The organism is Paracoccus aurantiacus (genome assembly GCF_007993065.1).
Classification (GTDB): domain Bacteria; phylum Pseudomonadota; class Alphaproteobacteria; order Rhodobacterales; family Rhodobacteraceae; genus Paracoccus; species Paracoccus aurantiacus.
On the sequence record NZ_VOPL01000010.1, the window covers coordinates 45507 to 63828 of the forward strand.

Below are 18322 nucleotides of genomic sequence, written 5' to 3' on the forward strand. Positions count from 1 at the left end.
GGCCGTGTTTTCAGCGCTAGCGAGAACTGATCTCACTACGTGCAACATCAATTTCGACCACTTGCGTAAAGAATCGCAGCATCTCGCCCGTGGCGTCGGGCCCGAGCGGATCGGTATAGGAGCCTGCGGGATCGCCGCCGAACCACGCATGGCCGGCCTGCTCGACGCGCCAAAGTTCCGAGCCATCGCTAGCGATTAGGCGCGACCAGGTGCGGCCATTGCCCTCGTGCCGGGTCTCGATGCCTGCTCCGCTGACCAGCCGGTCGCCATTTACAGGGGCGACGGTCGTATCCGCCAAGCCGTGGAAGACGATCATCGGCCTCCGCTGCGACCGCGGTCCGTCTCGGCCCTCGCCGCGCATGGCCGCGAAGGCCGAGACGATATCGTTGGCCGCGCCAGCGGGAAGGCCGGAATGCACGCCCGCCGCGGCAAAGAGATCCGGATAGGCTTCGGCCAAGATCGCGGCCATCGCGCCGCCAGCGGATAGGCCGGCGACAAAGGCCCGATCGCTCGGCAGATCGAACTCGGCCAGCAAGGCGCGCGCAATTCCGGCGAGAATCCCCGGCTCGCCCCGGTCCCGCGCCTGATCCTCCGGGCGGAACCAGTTCCAGCAGGACTGGATGTTGTGGGCGCGCGACTGCTCGGGATAGGCGACGATGAGGCCGGCCTTCTCGGCCGCCTCGTTCATTCGCGTGCCGCGCGCGAAATCGTCGGGCGTCTGCGTGCAGCCATGCAGCATCAGCACGACACCACGAAACCCTTCGGGGCGGCTGGTCGGGATATAGAGCGTATAGCCGCGCGATCCGGCGGAGCCGGAGTGGATGCGGGTTTCATAGCGGGCGCCCTCCGGCACCTCGATCTTTCCGCCAGTTGGCAGGCGCGGCAGGGCCAAGCCCTGCATCAAACCGCCACCGGCGCAGGGCCGGCATCCATCGCGCATCAGGCTGCCGAACGGGTTTTCGAACGGGGCCGGCGGTTTCAGCCTTTCGAGGCCGCCCGGAAGCGCCAGCCGGCTGTCCGCCAGCCCTTTGTCCACAAGGGCTTCCTGGATCAGCGCGGTCGCAGCCGCGGGATCGCTGGCGCGCGTCTTCTCAAGCGCCCGGCGCATGGCCGTCTCGAAATCAGTGTTCATCGGCTTCTTCCTTGTGGCGAGGCGCAGAGCCTCAGGTGATGCGGTCCTTGAGGGCGGCCTTGACGGGTTTCGATGCCTGAAGCGAGCCGAGCACATTCAGCGAGCCGATCGTCGACAGGGCCAGCGCCGGCGATACATCCGCCGCGATCCGCGCCAGTCCGACGACCTTGAGGTGCAGTTTTTCCCCGGCCGTCGCGATGGCCTCCAGATCGGCTCGGGTGATGTCGAACATTCCCAGTTCAAGCTGGTGCCGGTCGATCGATTGCGCGACCGAACGGCCCTCGCTGGTCAACTGGTTGCGGATCGCCGTGCGGATGAAATCCGTCCGGTTGGCATAGAAGCCCTCGCGCACGAGCAGGTCCATGCGGCCGAGATCGACATGGCCAAGATTAATGGTGATCTTTACAGGTTCGGCCTGTCTTTCCGGAAGGCGAGTGATGCTCTCCATGATAATCTCCATCTGTATGGATGGTATATGGAATGCTCGCGGCGTTCCTGCAAGAGTGCTTGGACCGGGACTTGCAAAAATCAACCCGTCTGCCCTAGTAGCTGTGGCGTCTTTCCGGTGATTGCGCGGAACGTTTCGTTTCGCGGTGCATTGGCAGATGCCAATCGCCCCATTCGGAGAGAGAGATGCCAGATCGCGACGCCGAGACCCGCAAGGATGACCTCAGGACAGGCACCCCGTTCTGGGTCAAGACTCCGCATTCGACCGTGACGGCCGAGCGCGAGGCGGAGGCCGGTCATGTGGATGTCATCGTCGTCGGCGCAGGGATCAGCGGCGCCCTGATGGCCGAGTCGCTGAGCAGGGCGGGGCGTTCGGTGCTGATTCTCGACCGCCGCTCGCCGGTGCGCGGCTCGACGCCGGCCTCGACGGCGATGATCCAGCACGAGATCGACGTGCCGCTGACACAGTTGCAAAAGCAGATCGGCCCAAAGAAAGCCAATGCGGCCTGGCTCCGCTCGGTCAAGGCGACGAATGATCTGGTGGAGCTGGTCAAGGAGCTACGGATCGACTGCTCGATGGAGCGCAAGCCGGCGCTGTATCTGGCGGGCAACCAATTGGGCAAGCGCGCCCTGCAGGCCGAGGCCGAGGCGCGGGCCAAGATCGGCATTGCCGCCGAATATCTCAGCCGTGCTGATCTGATGGAGCGGTTCGGCATCGATCGCCAGGCGGCGATCCTGTCGCCGGATTCGGCCTCGGCCAATCCGGCGCAATTGACGGCGGGGCTGTTGGCCTGTGCGATGGGCCGCGGGGCGCGGGTGATCTCGCCGGTCGAGATCACCGATCTGGCCGAACTGCCCGGGGGGATCGCGCTGGCGACGCGGCAGGGCGAGGTGCTGACCGCGGATCACGCGGTCTTCTGCACCGGCTATGAACATCTGCCGCAGATGCGAAGCCCGTCCCACCGCGTCACCTCGACTTGGGCGCTGGCGTCGCGGCCGATTAAGACCCTTCCGGACTGGATGCGGGCCACCATCGTCTGGGAGGCTGCCGAGCCTTATCTCTACTTCAGGACCGATGCGTCGGGCCGGATCATCGCGGGCGGAGAGGACGAGGATGCGGCAAGCACCAACTCGGACCCCGCGAAGCTGGCGCGGAAGGCAAAGGTCATCGCCGAGAAACTGCGCGACGTGACGGGGGTGGACATCGGCAAGCCGGCCTACACCTGGTCGGCCCCGTTCAGCGTGACAAAGGACGGGCTGCCAATCATTGACACGGTGCCCGGATACAGCCGCATCCACACGATCATGGGCTTTGGTGGCAATGGCATCACCTTCTCGGTGATCGGCGCCCAGATCATCGCTGCGAAGATCGCAGGGCGCACCGACCCGGACGAGGCGGTTTTCGCTTTCAGATAAGTTAATCGGTGGAACCGCTTGTGACCTCAGCGGTTTTGCTCACGCGACGTGCCTAGCGCGCGGCGCCCAAGCTTTAGTCCACCTCTGAAAGGCAGGATCGATGGCCGACGACAAAGATTTCACAACCGAAACGGGCAATGCGGGCGAGATGCAGCAGATCGCTGCTGGCGATACGCCTGCCATGACCACGAATTTCGGTGTTCCCATTTCGGACAACGAGAACAGCCTGAAGGCCGGATCGCGCGGGCCAACCCTGCTGGAAGATTTCGTGCTGCGCGAGAAGATCTTCCACTTCGACCACGAGCGGATTCCCGAGCGGATTGTGCACGCGCGCGGCTCGGCCGCGCATGGCTATTTCGAATGCACCGATCCGATTCCCGAACTCAGCCGGGCCAGCCTGTTCGCGAAGAAGGGCAAGAAGACGGCGGTCTTCACCCGGTTCTCGACGGTGGCGGGCGGCGCCGGCTCGGTCGACACGCCGCGCGACGTGCGCGGCTTTGCAGTGAAGTTCTATACCGACGAGGGCAACTGGGATCTGGTCGGCAACAATATCCCGGTCTTCTTCATACAGGACGCGATCAAGTTTCCCGACCTGATCCATTCGGTGAAGATGGAGGCCGACCGCGCCTATCCGCAGGCGGCCTCGGCCCATGACACGTTCTGGGATTTCATCTCGCTGATGCCCGAGACTTTTCACACGCTGATGTGGGCGATGTCGGATCGCGGCATCCCGCGCAGTCTGCGGATGATCGAGGGCTTCGGCGTCCACACCTTCAAGCTGGTGAACGAGGCGGGCGAGGAGAGCTTCTGCAAGTTCCATTGGCGGCCCAAGCTGGGCACGCAGTCTGTGATCTGGGACGAATCGGCCAAGACACAGGGGGCAGATAACGACTTCCACCGTCGCGACCTGTGGGAAGCGATCGACCGTGGCGACTACCCGGAATGGGAGTTCGCGGTGCAGGTCTTTGATCGGGAGCTGGCCGACTCGCTGCCTTATGACGTGCTGGATGCCACCAAGCTGATCCCCGAGGAGGTCGTGCCGCTGCGCGTGATCGGCCGCATGGTGCTGGACCGCAATCCCGACAATTTCTTTGCCGAGACCGAACAGGCGGCTTTCCTTCCCTCGAATGTGGTGCCGGGAATCGACTTCACCGATGATCCACTTCTTCAGGGCCGGCTGTTTTCCTATCTCGACACGCAGAAATCGCGGCTGGGGACGACGAATTTCCACCAGATCCCGATCAACGCGCCGAAATGCCCCTTCGCCAACATGCAGCGCGACGGGCTGATGCAGACCCATGTGCCGAAAGGCCGCGCGAATTACGAACCGAACAGCCTGAACGAGGCGGGCGAGGATCCCGGTCCGCGCCCTGTCAGCACCGGGTTCCGCACCGCCGAACAGCCGGTCGAGGGCGAGAAGCTGAGGATCCGCGCGGAAAGCTTCGGTGATTTCTACAGCCAGCCGCGGATGTACTGGAACTCGCTGACCGAGAACGAACAGGCGCATGTTGCCTCGGCCATCGTGTTCGAGCTGTCCAAGGTCTCTCTGGACCATATCCGCGAACGGATGCTGAGCCATCTTCAGGTGGTCCATCCCGATCTCGGCAAGCGTGTCGCCAAGGGTTTGGGTATGGATCTGCCGAAGCCAGTCAAGCCGTTCAAGGAACCGGTCGATCTTGACCCGTCCGACGCGCTGTCGATCCAGAAGAACTGGAACAGGTCGCTGGAAGGCCGTCAGGTCGCGATACTTTTCGACGAGGGATCGAGCAAGTCCGACGTCGAGGCGCTGAAAAAGGCGGTCGAATCCGCCAAGGGCACCGTCTTCACCGTTGCGCCCAAGGTCGGCGGCCTGCCGCTGGATGGCGGCACGATGAAGGCAGACGGTCAACTGGCCGGCTCGCCCTCGGTGCTGTTTGACGCGGTGGCACTGGTGCTGACGACCGAGGCGGCGGCCAAGCTGGCCAAGGATAGTGCGGCTGTGGCGTTCGTGTCTGATGCCTTCGCGCATCTCAAGGCCATCGGCGCGACCGAAGGGGCCAAGGCGCTGATGGACCGCGCCGGTGTCGAGCCGGATGAGGGCGTCACCGACCTGGCCGGTCTGCCTGAGGCGGCCAAGCTGCGCTACTGGGATCGCGAGCCGAAGGTCCGTGATCTGGCCTGATCGCGGAGGTGCCGTGACAGTCCGGAAGGCGCCTGGATAACGTTCCAGGCGCCGGTTCAACAACGTCTACACAACCAGGGAGAATATCTGATGAAGACGCTGAACGACGCATTCGAACATACGCTGGAGGATATCTATTGGGCCGAGAACGCGCTGTCCAAGGCGCTGCCCAAGGTTTCCAAGGCGGTCAGCAGCGCCGACCTGAAAAAGGCGATGGACGATCATCTCAAGGAGACGAAGGGGCACATCAAGACGCTCGAAGCCGTTTTCAAGTCGATCGGCAAGGAAGCCAAGGGCGAGAAATGTGATGCCATGGATGGCCTTCTGAAAGAGGCTGACGGCCTGATCGAGGAAGCCAGCGGACACGCGCTGGATGTCGCGCTGATCGGTGCCGCGCAGGCGGTTGAGCATTACGAGATCGCCCGCTATGGCACGCTGCGCGAATGGGCCAAGGTTCTGGGGAATGAGGAAGCGCATTCGCTTTTGACCTCCATCCTCGACGAGGAGAAGGCCGCTAACAACAAGCTCACCGCGCTCGCGGTGACGGTCATCAACGCCTCCGGCAAGGCTTCGAAGAAGTAACCGGTTGCCGGAAGCCACTTTCAGAAGCCCGCCCCTGCAGGCGGGCTTCTTTTCATGTCGGGTGACCGAACTCGCCATATCGCCGCCGCCCTGACCAACACGATGAGAATGGTGATTGCGGGCCATCGATCTGCATGCCGAAGAGCGGCATAAGGGGGTCATTTTTGGACGCCGATCACCCCGCTACGGGGTCAATTTTGCATGCCGGTTCACACGCCAGCGGGGATTTCGAACTTACCCGTCTCGGACCCATCATCCGCCAGAACGGGCCGAACGCTCAGGCCCTGCAGCAACCCGCGGCGGACGATGTCATCGGCCAGTTCCTCGACCGAGATGCCGGCGTTGATGCGCCGGACCTTGGACTGACTCAGCACGAGCTTGTCGAAGGGAATGTCCCGGGACGGGGACAGGGTGACTTTCTGGGCAGATTTCGCCATCAGATCTTCTCCGCGACGGACGCCGGAAGCCACTCTTCCGATCTCACTTCCCGTCACCCCTCAAACCAACAAACCTGTCCCTCTCCTGTTCTGGCGCTCCCGAGACAGGACCTTAACAGCTGTTAAATCGTCAGTCCCGAGGTGGCGGAACAGTACGCAGTCTCTTAACGTTAACAGCTGCTAAGCTGCAGATCGTCGTCCAATCAATGCCATGACCATCGGCCCACAGGAAAACTCACCGACCGCAACTTTGGCAGTCAGAGCTCTCAAGTATCCACCAGGCGATCTGATGTACTCAACGCGTTCCAGCATGGCAGAAACGACGATCGACGCTTGCTCCGGACCCATGAACCGCTGCGCGTCTTCCCATGCTGACGCACTAATCCCCATCGCTGGTCGCACATGGCATGCCGCATCGAAAAGCTGGTGCCAATGACGAATTTCCCCTTGGTAGACGGTCTTGAGCGAGGGACATGCCGCGATCACCAGGTGCAGCGGGATCTTTGGCGGGCGTCTTGTGCCCTGTTCCATCGACGTCAGCCGCGGGCTCATCCCTGTGCACATCTGGCACGCCGGGCGCCGCCCCGCTTTTTTCTAAAGCAGGTTCATGATCTATAGATTCTTTATTTGAATTATGATGGTGACGCTCAGATCGGGCATCATTGGTGTTCATTTCTTCTGTTTCAGAGCCATCAATGATGTTTCGTGGCTGGTCTCGGAGAGCTTCAAGATCGTCTCGATAGGCCGCGAGGACCTCAATTGAAAGTTTGCGGCGAAGCGCGCGCGCTGTGAGGATAGCCTTGTCATGAAGCTGGTCCCAGATACCTAGGCTTGGCTGCATCTCGTCTCCGAACGCCGCGAGGGCCGCGAGATCACGCCGCATGAGGCTTACAACCTCTCTCAGACGCCTGACGCGCTCCTCAGCCTCACGTACGGCCTCTGCGGCCCGTGCTATCTCCTCGGACTGGCAGTAGAGCGGGGAGAGATCGAAGCCAAAGGCGACGCTCTCTTCGCCGTGCTTGCGGACGTAGCGCTTTCCATTGGGGCTATCACGCCTCTGAAGCAAACTAGCCTCGACAAGACGCGCGAGGTGACGACGCATCGTTGAGCACGGCATCCCATTCAGGCGCTCACAGATCGTCTTGTTCGAGGGGAAGACTACCATCTCGGCGTTCCCGCCAAGTCCATCGTCTGGAAAGAAGCTGAGGAGCCCCTGCAAAACGGTCAAATCACGTTCTGACACGCCAAAGGCCGCTTGCGCCTTGGAGAGCTCGCGCAAGGGGTTCTGCGAAGAAGCGGTAAGCCGGACCCTCGACAGGTTCGGCAGGTTTGACGTGTTGATCTGCAACGCCGCCGAACAGCATGCGCGGGAAGAGGTCATAGAGATATCCGAAGAGCAGCGTTTCCGCACGTGCCAGACGAACATCGGCGGTCATTTCTACATGGTGCAGGCGGCATTGCGCATCTTGAGAAGGGTGCATCCATCATCTGCACGACCTCCGTCACCGCCTATCGCGGGCAGGACCTGCTGATCGACTATGCGTCGGTGCCGTGCCGGCATCTCCGACACAGGATGCGCTTAGAGAGTGGCAACTCGACCCGCACGAGGACGAGGACGGCTTTCGCCACGCCCCGACCAATTACTTCCGCGATCACGATGCGGTATTCGAGCTGAAGGTCCAGCTCTGGGCGAACGCGGAGACGCAGCCGATCGAGGACGCCTTGGTCGAGTGGCCGTCACAGGGCAAACAGCATCGCACCGCGGCCAAGATTCGCAGCCCCGCGCAGGAAGCCTACAGCTTGGCGCGCGCCAGCTATTTCCGATGACGTGATGACCTGCCGCCCAGCCCACAGCCTGGCCGCCCATCCGTCGCTCGGGTGGGTGATGCGCGCACGGCTTCAGGTCTATCATGGCTGTCCCCTTTCGCCACCGCGAGAACGGTGTTACTGAAGAAAATACCGCTGACATCACAGCCATCCCGGCCTAAGCCGAAGCAAGAGGCACCGATCATGTCGACAGCCGTCAATTCCGCCACGTACGCTGCCATGCCGATCGGCAGGGTGCCAACCACGCTGACGATCAACGGTCAGACACGCACCCGCGCGATCGAGCCTTGGACGACGCTGCTCGACCTGCTGCGGGAGGGCGAAGACCTGATCGGCACCAAGAAAGGCTGCGATCATGGCCAGTGCGGCGCGTGCACCGTGCTGGTCGACGGGCGCCGCATCAACTCGTGTCTCAAGCTGGCGGTGACGCTGGACGGGGCGGAAATCACGACGATCGAAGGGCTCGGTCAGCCAGGCAACCTCCATCCGCTGCAATCCGCTTTCTGCGACCACGACGCCTTCCAGTGCGGCTATTGCACACCCGGCCAGATTTGTTCGGCGCAGGGCCTCATCAATGAAGGCAAGGCTAGGACCCGTGACGAGGTCCGCGAGCTGATGAGCGGAAACCTGTGCCGGTGCGGCGCCTATACGAACATAATCGATGCGGTGCTCGACGTGATCGGAGAGCAGGCATGAACCGCTTCGACTATGCCCGTCCGGCCAGCGTTGCCGAAGCAGTACAGGCAGGCACGGGAGAGCAGGTCCGCTACCTGGCGGGCGGCACGAACCTGATCGACCTGATGAAGGAAAACGTCGATCAGCCGACGACGGTAATCGACATCAATCGCCTGCCGCTGAACGCGATCGAGGAGCTGGACGGCGGAGGGCTGCGGTTAGGCGCGCTCGTGCCGAACTCTGACACGGCGTGGGACGCGCGGGTCGAGCAGCGCTATCCCTTGCTGTCTTCCGCGATCCTCGCCGGCGCCAGCCCTCAGTTGCGCAATGCCGCGACCAACGGCGGCAACCTCAACCAGCGCACGCGCTGCTATTACTTCTATGATGTCGCAACGCCGTGCAACAAGCGTAAGCCGGGCTCCGGCTGCGGTGCAATCGGCGGGGTCAATCGTATCCACGCCATCCTGGGCGCGAGTGACCAATGCATCGCCACACATCCCTCGGATATGTGCGTCGCTCTGGCAGTGCTCGACGCGATTGTTCAGGTGACCGGGCCGGAAGGTGACCGCGCGATCCCGATCGCCGATTATCATCGGCTGCCCGGCGACGAGCCGTGGCGCGACAACACGCTGCGTCCGGGCGAGTTGGTGACGGGCATCGACCTACCCGCCGAGGACTTCACCAAGAACTACACCTATCTGAAGCTGCGCGATCGTCTGTCCTATGCCTTCGCGCTGGTGTCGATAGCCGTCGCGATGCGGATCGAAGGCAGCACGATCGCGGAAGCGCAGGTGGCGCTCGGCGGCGTCGCGCACAAGCCATGGCGCAGCACCGAAGCCGAGAAGCTGCTGAAAGGCCAGCAGCCGTCGCCGCAGACATTCAGCGCCTTCGCCGATGCCCTCCTCGCCGGAGCGGTCGGTCAGGGCAAGAACGACTTCAAAATCCCGCTCGCGCGCAAGGGGATCGTCCGTGCGCTGAAGCAGGCCGCCGAGGCCACCCCGCAATCGCAGACCGACAAGCGCATCGCTTAAGGAGCAGACATCATGGCTACCGCAGCGAAGATCGGAATCGGCAGCGCGATCAACCGCGTCGATGGCGTCGAGAAGGTCACTGGCACGGCGCGCTACGCCGCCGAGCATCCGGTGGAGAACCTGCTGTACGGCTACATCGTCGAGGCCGCGATCGCCAAAGGCCGCGTGCTTAGCGTCGATGAGGACGCGGCGCGCGCTGTTCCTGGCGTTGTCGAGGTCATTACACATCTCAACCGGCCGCACGTCGCCTGGACAGACCACAGCTACCAGGACGAGATGAAGATTCCTGGCTCTCCGTTCCGGCCACTCTACGATGACCGCATCCATTTCAGCCAGCAACCGATCGCGCTGGTGCTGGCCGAGACGTTCGAGGCAGCGCGCTACGCCGCCAGCCTGATCGAGATCGCCTACGAGACGGAGGCGCATAACACCGACTTCGACGTCGCACTCGACGATGAGTATGTGCCGAAGAAAAAGCGCAGCGGCTACGTGCCACCCAAGGACCGTGGGGACGCGGCGCAGGCGTTCGCGGACGCCCCGCTCAGGGTGGCCGGCGACTACCGGCTCGCGCCGGAACACCACAATGCCATGGAAATGTTCGGCTCCACCGTCGAATGGCACGGCGACGGCAGCATCACCGTGTGGGATAAGACCCAAGGTTCGCAGGGGGTGCATGCCTACCTTGCCAGCGTCTTCGGCTTTTCGAAAAAGAAGGTACGCGTGCTCAACCCCTATGTCGGCGGCGCCTTCGGCTCCGGACTCCGACCGCAGCATCAGGTGTTTCTCGCGGTGCTAGCCGCAAAGATGCTTGAACGCTCCGTACGGGTGACGATGACACGCCAGCAGATGTTCAGCCACGCCTACCGCCCGCAGGCAGTACAAAGTATCGCCTTGGGCGCGGAGACGACCGGCAAGCTCACCGCGATCCGGAACGCGGCGACCACCTCCACCTCGCGTTACGAGGACAACATGGAGAATGTCGTCACATGGGGATTGATGAATTACGACTGCCCGAACGCCGACGCTGAATACACCCTCGCTCAGATCGACACACCAACATCAGCAGACATGCGCGCGCCGGGGGCGGCAACCGGCATGACGCTGTTCGAGATAGCAATCGACGAGATGGCCTATGCCGCCAAGGTCGACCCCCTCGAGTTTCGGCTCATCAATTACTCACCCATCGATGCAATGAACGGCACGCCCTATACCAGCAAGGCGCTGCGGGAGGCGTTCCGCGAGGGGGCCGAGGCATTCAAATGGAGTGAGCGGTCGGCCGAACCGCGGTCGATGCGCGAGGGCAACGAGCTGATCGGCTGGGGCTGCGCGACCGGCATGTGGGACGCACAATTCTCCAAGACGTCCGCCAGCGCCAAACTCAGCGCCAACGGCCATCTGGAAGTAGCATGCGCGACTTCAGACATCGGCACCGGCAGCTACACTGTGATGACCTTGGTCGCCGCCGACACGCTGGGCCTGCCCCCTGAGCAGATCACTGCCAAGCTGGGCGACTCCGACCTCCCGGCTGCCCCGGTCGAAGGCGGGTCATGGGGGGCGGCATCGTCTGGGGCAGCGGTCCAGCTCGCGTGCCAAGCGGTTGGCAAGAAGCTCCTGAAGGCGGCCGGGAAGATCGCCGGCGAACCGCTGGACGGAGCGAAAATAGAAGATGTGCTGTTTGAGGACGGATGCATCGTGTTGAAGGACACGCCGACGGTCCGCGTGCCATTCGGCGATGCGATGCGTGCCGCCGATCTGACGGAGATCGAAGAGGAAGCAACCGCTGCTCCCGGGTTCGGCGACATGTGGAAAGGCCTCCACAAGTCAAAGAACACCCATAGCGCAATCTTCGCGGAAGTGAGGGTGGATGAGGAGTTGGGCGTTGTACGCGTCACCCGCATCGTCGACGCCGTCGCTGCTGGCCGCATCATCAACCCGAAGACTGCGCGCAGCCAGATCCTCGGCGGCGTGGTTATGGGCATTGGTATGGCGCTTCACGAGGAGACGTTCTCCGATCACCGGCTGGGTCGTTGGATGAATCACAATTTCGGCGAATACCATGTGCCCGTGCACGCCGACATCCATGATATTCAAGTCATCTTCGTCGATGAATCCGATCCTGAGGTGACTCCGCTCGGGGTGAAAGGCTTAGGCGAGATTGGCATTGTCGGCACCGCTGCGGCGATCGCCAACGCAATTTATCATGCGACTGGCAAGCGGGTCCGGTCCCTGCCGATCACGATCGACAAGATTCTGGAATGATGCACTGTTTCACGCGGGCAGCTAGCTGCCTTCGCTACACTATTGCGTCTTCCATCGCTGCGTTATCGAGCGCGTGACCGCTGGGAACGCTTCCACGGTCTCGTTCGTTATCGTGCAAACTAAGACTTGGTCATTTATGTTGAGGAGTTGATGATGCCCAAACTTGCGCTGTACGTGCCACTGAAGGCCAAGGCCGGAAAAGAGAGCGATGTCGCGGATTTCTTGACCTCGGCGCTACCGCTCGTTCAAGCCGAGCCCGGTACCCTGACCTGGTATGCGATCCAGGAAGGCCCCGGTGCGTACGCGATCTTTGATACGTTCGACACAGAGGAAGATCGGCAGGCGCATCTTGACGGCAAGGTTGCCGCCGCACTGATGGACAAGGCGGATGAGCTGTTTTCCGAACCGCCACAGATTCATAAGTTCACCCTACTGGCAGCTAAATAGCATAGTGCTCGACACCATTCCGTCGGGCTTGGCTGGAGGAAGCGAGCATTGCGAGGACCCACCCCTTGGAAAGAGGGCCGGAACAGGCCCTCTTTCCAGGACGCGGAACGAGACTGTCCGACAAACGTGGTGAAGCAGTACATGCGGGGACGCCGATGGCTGCGAAGGTGAGGGCGGGCGCTTAGGCGTCCGCTCGTCTGTTTTGAGGCCGGCGGCTATCATGCGGTCGTCATGTCCCGACGTCTTTCGGACAGACCAATGAGGCTGCCAACGAGGTTTAGCTTATCGGCACTTCGGGCCCGCACCATGGCGCGCAGATAACCTCCTGGGCTGGCGATGCGGATCGTCGGATCTGAGCATTTGGCGTCGATGATCAGAACGCAGATCATGGCCTCGTCCTCGGACATGAGTTCCATTGCCTCGATCCAGGCGGAGTGATTTATGCCTCTATCCCTCATGACATGATGAGCCGCGACAACAAAATCGTGGAATGTAAGCTGTTCTCGGTCACTGCGGGCGTCGAGATACATCTGGAAACCATCGCCGGCCAGTTCATAAAGACGCTGCGGTCCAAGCCGGGCGAGAAACTCGCTCTTGCAAGCGGCGCTGCGACCCACATCATCTTTTTCTTTGCATTGCGGCGCGTCGGCAGACGCGTCGCTATCAAGATTGTCTTGCGCGGGCTTGCCCGCGTTCCTTTTTATGTGCGGTGCACTACAGGACAAAGATTCTTCTTGCGTTGTATCTTGTATATAGGGCCGCTCAAAATTGAGCGGTCGAACGCTTGAATTTTCAATATTTTCTACGATTCTGACCGCTTCTCTGCTGGAGTTATCCGCAGCCTCGACATGCGCCGCCAGCTCAGAAATATCCATCCGGTGCAGCTGCCCGGCGTCGGGCCATTCGTCAATTACTTGGGCGTAATGACTGGCTGAGGGGTGGCCAACGGCTGCCATGGCCGCAATCGCCCCGTTCAGATGCCGCTTGTGGATCGAGCGAAGCCCTCGCAGTGAGGCGTGCTGATGGCGCACTGCTTCAAGATCGTCCAGACGGCTTTGAAACTTGGCAGCGCGGCGAATCGTCGGCCCGAAAAAGATGCCGCATCCGTGCCGACTGGAACGGCTGCCGTTGGCGGCGACGCGCTTTCCAACAAGCCCGGCGGCGACGAGCCCGGCTTCGTGGCGACGTAAGGTCGCAGTTGAAACGCCCGCCACCCGCGCCAACTCGACCTGGGCAGCGTAACAGCACGGATCGCCGCCTGCGGTTGTCCAGTCTCGCGGCTTGGTCAAAGAGGCCATGATACGAAAGATGTGGGTAGCGCCGTGGGACAGGCCAAGCATGGGGGCCACACGCTCAACCAGTGAAATCAGATGGTCCCTGCAAAGGCGTGGACCTGCGCGTTCGGGGGATTGATGCCGCTCTAGGGCGACGGATGTGGTGATCATTGTCTGCTCCGTTCTTTTTGAAAGACGAGGCTTCCGGGCAAGACCTTATTGTTCGCGCAAGCGCGTTTTTTCGTTGATCTCGATGTTCGGAGAGGCTAGAACAGACCTAAGATGTCAAGTGCTGAGGTTTGGTAGACCTTGGTTCTAAGCCCCCCCGCCGGATTGCCCCGCGCGGGGGTTTTGCTTTTTATGCTGCTGGTTCTGCTGCGCCTTCTGTTTTTGTTGTTCTGTCGGGAATACACCGTGTTACGATTCCCCGCAAATTTTAGTGTTGCGGCCTAGGCGGCCATTAACACTTAGTAGCTGACGAACTCGGCGTGTTCGTTGCCCTGATAGTCCAGATATCGGATCGCCACCCCGCGAAGGCGGTTCGGCGTCCAGGAAGTGGGGGCACCAGTAAAGCCGCCAATACCAGTTGAGCCATAGACGTTGGTATAGCCGACCGTTTCGTAACGACGACAGGTGCCGTCGCTGCTGGTGCTGACGCATTTCTCAACCGGCTCGCGCCTGCCGCCGACCGCGCCCGCGAGCCAGGCCGGGCCATGCCCGAAGCTGGCGCGTGACCAATAGAAATCGCCCTCTGAATCATATGCGCCAGACTCGGCAATATCCTGTACGTTGTAGGATCCGTCCTGGTTGCGCGTGCGGCTGTAGTATTTGATGTGATAAAGTTCGATGCCGTCACGGTATTGGCGCACTTCCGGGGTCAGGCCATCGGGGCCGAAGGAAGCCAAGCCGGCGATGGCCGCGCCGCCTGAGCCGCCGCCCATGGGGCAGTTCCACAGCTGCAGGGGTGGTTCAATCGGAAACGGCGTGATCCTGCGGATCATCTCAACCTTGGCGGCAGCACACTCCGCTGACGCGGGAAAGCCGCCTGCAAGGCACAGCAGAATGGCGCAATCAATCGGATAGGCGTCGGCGGGTTCTGCTGTCACAACGAGAGTTGTCGCGGCAACAGATAGGCAGAGTGCTGATATTGAGCCTTGAATGTTCATGAGGTGACCTGCACACAATTGCAATTTCATACGTATATTGCAATTTTGTAGCACATCAGGTTCAGGCTGAACAGTGGCGGCTTAGCTCTGCCGCTGGCAGCGGCTGGCAGAGAAGCGGCGTCGCCCGGCGGATCGCGTCATCCCAAAAAATGGAAGCATCGCCATTATTCCAGACGTAGAGCCAACCGGAGCGCTCGCCGTCGTTGACCCGCAATGTCGGCACGGCCGACAGTCGAGGAGCTTCCATTGCACGTCGTGTCATCAGTTTCTCTCTGACCAATTGATATAGGTTATCGCCAATCCGCACTGCCTATTGATCGGCGAACCGGTAACCGGTCAAGTATGATACCCGATTAGCTTACCCATTCGGGTATGCTAATCGAAATAGTGTCGTGCCATGGCTATAGCGACGGCATTGGTCGCGCTTGCAGCGTCGAGCTTCGTTTTTGACCTTTCAAGACGAACCTTCACGGTTGCTGGCGAAATGCCGAGCGCTCGGGCCGCCTCCTTGTAGCTCATTCCGTCCCGCTGTGCCTTGAGAACGTCCAACTCACCGGGCGTCAGTGTGGCAAAGTTATAGAGTATATCCAGCCAGGACGAAAACTTGACGTTTAGCGTGGCGAGTTCCGCGTCTGTCAACTCGCGGTCGTTTCGGGCAACAGTAAGGAATGAGCGCCTGCCGTTGACCTTCTTGGCGAGGACCCCTCCATAGGTAAGGCCATAAGCTCTTGCGGCCTCAAACAGCCCGCCGATGTCATCGATTGGAACCTCTGACCAGCGAAGGGCGCCTTCACGCGACGAAGCCCAGGCTACAATTGGGTCACGGAAGATATAATTATGCTCGACGTAAATCTTGTTCCAACTTTCTGGAAATCGGTTCAGCAAATGCTCTGCATTGATGAAGTCGACGTTGAGTCCGAGGATCCAACCCGTTGACCCGACACTGTAGAGGTAGTCCTGTACTTCCCGGAAATTGGGTATCAGTTGTTCAAGCATAATACGACATTACCCATTTGGCTTACCCGAATGGCTATACCAAATGGGTAAGCTGGTCGAAGTGTCAATGACAATGAGATACGCGCCGTCTATCAAGAGGTGAGCTTTGGATGGTGCAGCATGATACGGAACACGAAAGTTGTTGGTGTAGCAGAGTTTACACGGGATATGGCGCAGACGCTGACCGACTATTTCGACACATATGCCGTTGAAGGTATCGTGAGCATTGAGCTTGGAGATGATGGAACGCTGTGGCTTCCCAACAAGCGGCGCGGCGGCCGGCAGTTCTTGGGCATGGCAAAGTTACCTGCTGAGACAAAGATTTTTTGAGCGAGACCAGCATGAATAACGATCTTCAGACAGCCGTCCTGCGGCTGCCACAAACAGTTCGTGATTGGGACCTGGTGGCGAAGTTCCTTGCTTTCCGGAAAGAAATTTTCGTTGACCACAAAGGCTGGCCGATCTTTCACACCGACGAGCTTGAGTTCGACAACTATGATGGTGGCTTTGATCCAGTCTATATCGTCGCCCACCGTGGCCGTGATGTTGTTGGTGGACTGCGGCTGAAACGGACCGACGGGCGCTTTGGCTCGGGGTCGGTGACGTATTCATACATGATCCGGGATGCGTGGCTTGGATTATTGCCGGGGCTACCCCAAAACCTTTGCGCGGTCGAGCCACCAGTAAGCACTAGCGTTTGGGAGATGACGCGCTTTGTTGCTGCCCGCGAACCCGAGGTCGTCGAAGCCCTGCTCCTGGCTGCTAACGACTTTCTGTTTACCGAATCTGCGGACGAATGCCTGTTTCTAGGCTCCCGAGCCTTTCCCCGTCTGGCACGCATGCTTGGTTGGGACGTGCAGCTCATGGGGGAAGTCGTCGGTAACGACGACGGCAGGTTTGTAGCGTTTCGGTGCCCGGTTATGGACCCGGCAACGGCTCTGACGAAATGTCGGGGGCTGGATCGCCTACTTGGGCGCGAAATGCCCGGTAGGCTTCCCATCCTGTCTTAGCCTCCGAAAAGGCCGTGCTCTGCGCGGCCGAAAGGCAGGCGGAATAGTCGGTGACCTCTGCGAAGTATCGCTGAAACTCTGCCTCGATCTCATCCCTATACTTCATTGCGAGATCTTCACCGATTGGAAGCAGAGGCGGGATAGGCTCGGTACATTGGTAGCCGTAGGTCTCTGCGCTGACGACGGGTGAGAAGAGCATTGTAAGGATGAAGGCGCCCTGCCAGGCAGATGTTTGATCTAAAAGAGACATTTTTTCCTAGTGCTTGCTGGTCAACTTGATGATAACTGCTGCACGAAATAAAGTGTGCGTCGGTACGATATTACAACTTGCGCGCAATCTTGCAATATTGTATCCATCTCGTAGCCTTGTGGCTGCGGTTGGTGCCGACTAATGGGATCACTCGCTATGGCAATCATCCGAAACGAAGTTCCGAATGTGCTCAGCGAAGACGATATTCCAAACCGGCTTGCCGAAGGGTGGCGCATCGTCGTCATTAGTCTACAAGACGCGGAAAAGCGCCAATCCTATTGGTATGGACAGTGGGGCATCAAAGCCGTCTCAGGAGACGGTAAATACGAACAAACCCTGGTCACCGCCCGCAAAGGCATGGAGGCGAGGGTTTTCAGATCGATCAACGGATTGGTCTCATTCCTTGATCAGTTCGGGATCACGATCCACTCCATTCCCACCAAAGAGTCGCAGATCGCCTGGCAGTCGTTGGAATCGCAGTAGTAAACGGTGGTTCCGCGCAGCAATTCACCGGTGGACTAGCCGGCTACTCTCAGCAGCACTTTCCTCCCTGTTGCTGGCGGCGGTGGCTCAGGCGGATGTGATCCGTTTCAGGTCCTCGTCCGGAAGCGAACAGGTGTCCGCGGATTCGCGACCGCGCGCCGTCTTTCGATACGATCAGCGCGGAAAGCTGGTCGTGCCTCCGAAGCTCGAAGAAGCATCTGCCGACGAGCTTGAGCCTGCGGGCGTTTCAACATCGGATCAGATGAATTTCATCGCGACGCGCGGGGCGGTCGGCGACTATTCGACGCCGCTGGAAGGGGTGCGTGCGACCGCGGCGAGATATCAGAACCACCCGGCGATTTCCGCTGCCGGTCTGACCCGCGCGGAATGGATGGCCCTGTTCCAAGCGATGATCTGGCAGGAATCGCGGTTCAACCCGAGGGCGGTCAGTCCGAAGGGTGCGCGCGGTCTGGCGCAGCTGATGCCCGGAACGGCGGCAACACTCGGCGTCGATCCGGGCGATCCGATGCAGAACCTGGATGGGGGCGCCCGCTATCTGCTGATTCAGCTTCAGACCTTCAAGTCACCGATGTTGGCGCTTGCCGCCTATAATGCCGGTCCCGGCGCCGTCCAGAAATACGGCGGCGTCCCACCTTATCGCGAAACAAGGAATTACGTGGTGACGATCCTGTCGCACCATGAACGACTGATGGCAGCACAATGAAAGGA

General features: G+C 60.6%; 19 protein-coding genes and 2 pseudogenes. 13 read left to right on the plus strand and 8 right to left on the minus strand.

Translation table 11 applies throughout. From position 1 onward, the window contains the following. Positions 1-16: 16 nt before the first annotated feature. Complete coding sequence (locus tag FQV27_RS17185; protein ID WP_147100950.1) at positions 17-1132, minus strand: extracellular catalytic domain type 1 short-chain-length polyhydroxyalkanoate depolymerase; 1116 nt, start codon at positions 1130-1132, stop codon at positions 17-19. Positions 1133-1163: 31 nt separating this feature from the next. Continuing rightward, entirely contained in the window at positions 1164-1580 is a 417-nt protein-coding gene (locus tag FQV27_RS17190; RefSeq protein WP_186827356.1) for a CopG family transcriptional regulator, read from the minus strand. A gap of 185 nt (positions 1581-1765) precedes the next feature. Here FQV27_RS17190 and FQV27_RS17195 point away from each other — a divergent pair, with 185 nt between their 5' ends. The 3 genes from FQV27_RS17195 (at position 1766) to FQV27_RS17205 (ending at position 5738) form a co-directional block, all read left to right on the plus strand. Beyond that, positions 1766-2995 carry an NAD(P)/FAD-dependent oxidoreductase gene (locus FQV27_RS17195; RefSeq protein WP_147100952.1) on the plus strand — a complete coding sequence of 410 codons (1230 nt, stop codon included), beginning with the start codon at positions 1766-1768 and terminating at the stop codon, positions 2993-2995. A 100-nt stretch (positions 2996-3095) separates the two neighbouring features. Further along, on the plus strand, positions 3096-5156 hold the full coding sequence (locus FQV27_RS17200) for a catalase (protein WP_147100954.1): 2061 nt from the start codon (positions 3096-3098) through the stop codon (positions 5154-5156). A gap of 90 nt (positions 5157-5246) precedes the next feature. Then, entirely contained in the window at positions 5247-5738 is a 492-nt protein-coding gene (locus tag FQV27_RS17205; protein WP_147100956.1) for a YciE/YciF ferroxidase family protein, read from the plus strand. 215 nt (positions 5739-5953) lie between these two features. On the opposite strand, the pseudogene FQV27_RS17210 reads toward FQV27_RS17205, so the two are convergent. Together FQV27_RS17210 and repC (FQV27_RS19225) are read right to left on the minus strand one after the other, a co-directional pair. After that, positions 5954-6175 (minus strand): annotated as a pseudogene (locus tag FQV27_RS17210) (DNA-binding protein); the annotation flags it as partial. Between the two features lie 180 nt (positions 6176-6355). Beyond that, positions 6356-7454 (minus strand): annotated as a pseudogene (gene repC / locus FQV27_RS19225) (plasmid replication protein RepC); the annotation flags it as partial. Between repC (FQV27_RS19225) and FQV27_RS19355 the strand changes: the two are divergent. The 6 genes from FQV27_RS19355 to FQV27_RS17245 all read left to right on the plus strand — a co-directional run bounded on the left by FQV27_RS19355 (position 7438) and on the right by FQV27_RS17245 (position 12414). Continuing rightward, positions 7438-7707 carry an SDR family oxidoreductase gene (locus FQV27_RS19355; RefSeq protein ID WP_377768735.1) on the plus strand — a complete coding sequence of 90 codons (270 nt, stop codon included), beginning with the start codon at positions 7438-7440 and terminating at the stop codon, positions 7705-7707. The pseudogene repC (FQV27_RS19225) and the gene FQV27_RS19355 sit on opposite strands and share 17 nt — an antisense overlap. 19 nt (positions 7708-7726) lie before the next feature. Continuing rightward, positions 7727-8002 carry a catalase family protein gene (locus tag FQV27_RS19070; protein ID WP_222611731.1) on the plus strand — a complete coding sequence of 92 codons (276 nt, stop codon included), beginning with the start codon at positions 7727-7729 and terminating at the stop codon, positions 8000-8002. A 183-nt stretch (positions 8003-8185) separates the two neighbouring features. Next, entirely contained in the window at positions 8186-8698 is a 513-nt protein-coding gene (locus FQV27_RS17230) for a (2Fe-2S)-binding protein (RefSeq protein ID WP_147100963.1), read from the plus strand. Then, positions 8695-9708, plus strand: a complete 1014-nt coding sequence (locus tag FQV27_RS17235; protein WP_147100965.1) for an FAD binding domain-containing protein — start codon at positions 8695-8697, stop codon at positions 9706-9708. Before FQV27_RS17230 ends, FQV27_RS17235 begins: the two co-directional genes overlap by 4 nt. A gap of 12 nt (positions 9709-9720) precedes the next feature. Further along, positions 9721-11967: a xanthine dehydrogenase family protein molybdopterin-binding subunit gene (locus FQV27_RS17240; RefSeq protein WP_147100967.1), complete on the plus strand. Its 2247-nt coding sequence runs from the start codon at positions 9721-9723 to the stop codon at positions 11965-11967. 153 nt (positions 11968-12120) lie between these two features. Further along, on the plus strand, positions 12121-12414 hold the full coding sequence (locus FQV27_RS17245) for a putative quinol monooxygenase (RefSeq protein ID WP_139599731.1): 294 nt from the start codon (positions 12121-12123) through the stop codon (positions 12412-12414). Between the two features lie 218 nt (positions 12415-12632). On the opposite strand, the gene repC (FQV27_RS17250) is transcribed toward FQV27_RS17245, so the two are convergent. From repC (FQV27_RS17250) to FQV27_RS17265, 4 genes are all read right to left on the minus strand, one after another. Next, positions 12633-13859 carry a replication initiation protein RepC gene (repC, locus tag FQV27_RS17250; protein ID WP_147100970.1) on the minus strand — a complete coding sequence of 409 codons (1227 nt, stop codon included), beginning with the start codon at positions 13857-13859 and terminating at the stop codon, positions 12633-12635. Between the two features lie 296 nt (positions 13860-14155). Next, positions 14156-14854: a hypothetical protein gene (locus FQV27_RS17255; RefSeq protein WP_246133159.1), complete on the minus strand. Its 699-nt coding sequence runs from the start codon at positions 14852-14854 to the stop codon at positions 14156-14158. A 61-nt stretch (positions 14855-14915) separates the two neighbouring features. Then, entirely contained in the window at positions 14916-15116 is a 201-nt protein-coding gene (locus FQV27_RS17260) for a hypothetical protein (RefSeq protein WP_147100972.1), read from the minus strand. A 113-nt stretch (positions 15117-15229) separates the two neighbouring features. After that, the gene (locus FQV27_RS17265) at positions 15230-15850 is read right to left on the minus strand and encodes a helix-turn-helix transcriptional regulator (RefSeq protein WP_147100974.1); all 621 of its coding nucleotides are present in this window, start codon (positions 15848-15850) and stop codon (positions 15230-15232) included. Between the two features lie 120 nt (positions 15851-15970). Here FQV27_RS17265 and FQV27_RS18940 point away from each other — a divergent pair, with 120 nt between their 5' ends. From FQV27_RS18940 to FQV27_RS19235, 4 genes are all read left to right on the plus strand, one after another. Continuing rightward, positions 15971-16180: a hypothetical protein gene (locus tag FQV27_RS18940; protein WP_186827358.1), complete on the plus strand. Its 210-nt coding sequence runs from the start codon at positions 15971-15973 to the stop codon at positions 16178-16180. A gap of 11 nt (positions 16181-16191) precedes the next feature. After that, positions 16192-16860 carry an acyl-homoserine-lactone synthase gene (locus FQV27_RS17270; RefSeq protein ID WP_147100976.1) on the plus strand — a complete coding sequence of 223 codons (669 nt, stop codon included), beginning with the start codon at positions 16192-16194 and terminating at the stop codon, positions 16858-16860. A gap of 406 nt (positions 16861-17266) precedes the next feature. Further along, positions 17267-17593 carry a hypothetical protein gene (locus tag FQV27_RS19230; protein ID WP_246133160.1) on the plus strand — a complete coding sequence of 109 codons (327 nt, stop codon included), beginning with the start codon at positions 17267-17269 and terminating at the stop codon, positions 17591-17593. A gap of 133 nt (positions 17594-17726) precedes the next feature. Then, positions 17727-18317 carry a lytic transglycosylase domain-containing protein gene (locus FQV27_RS19235; protein WP_246133161.1) on the plus strand — a complete coding sequence of 197 codons (591 nt, stop codon included), beginning with the start codon at positions 17727-17729 and terminating at the stop codon, positions 18315-18317. Positions 18318-18322: the final 5 nt, after the last annotated feature.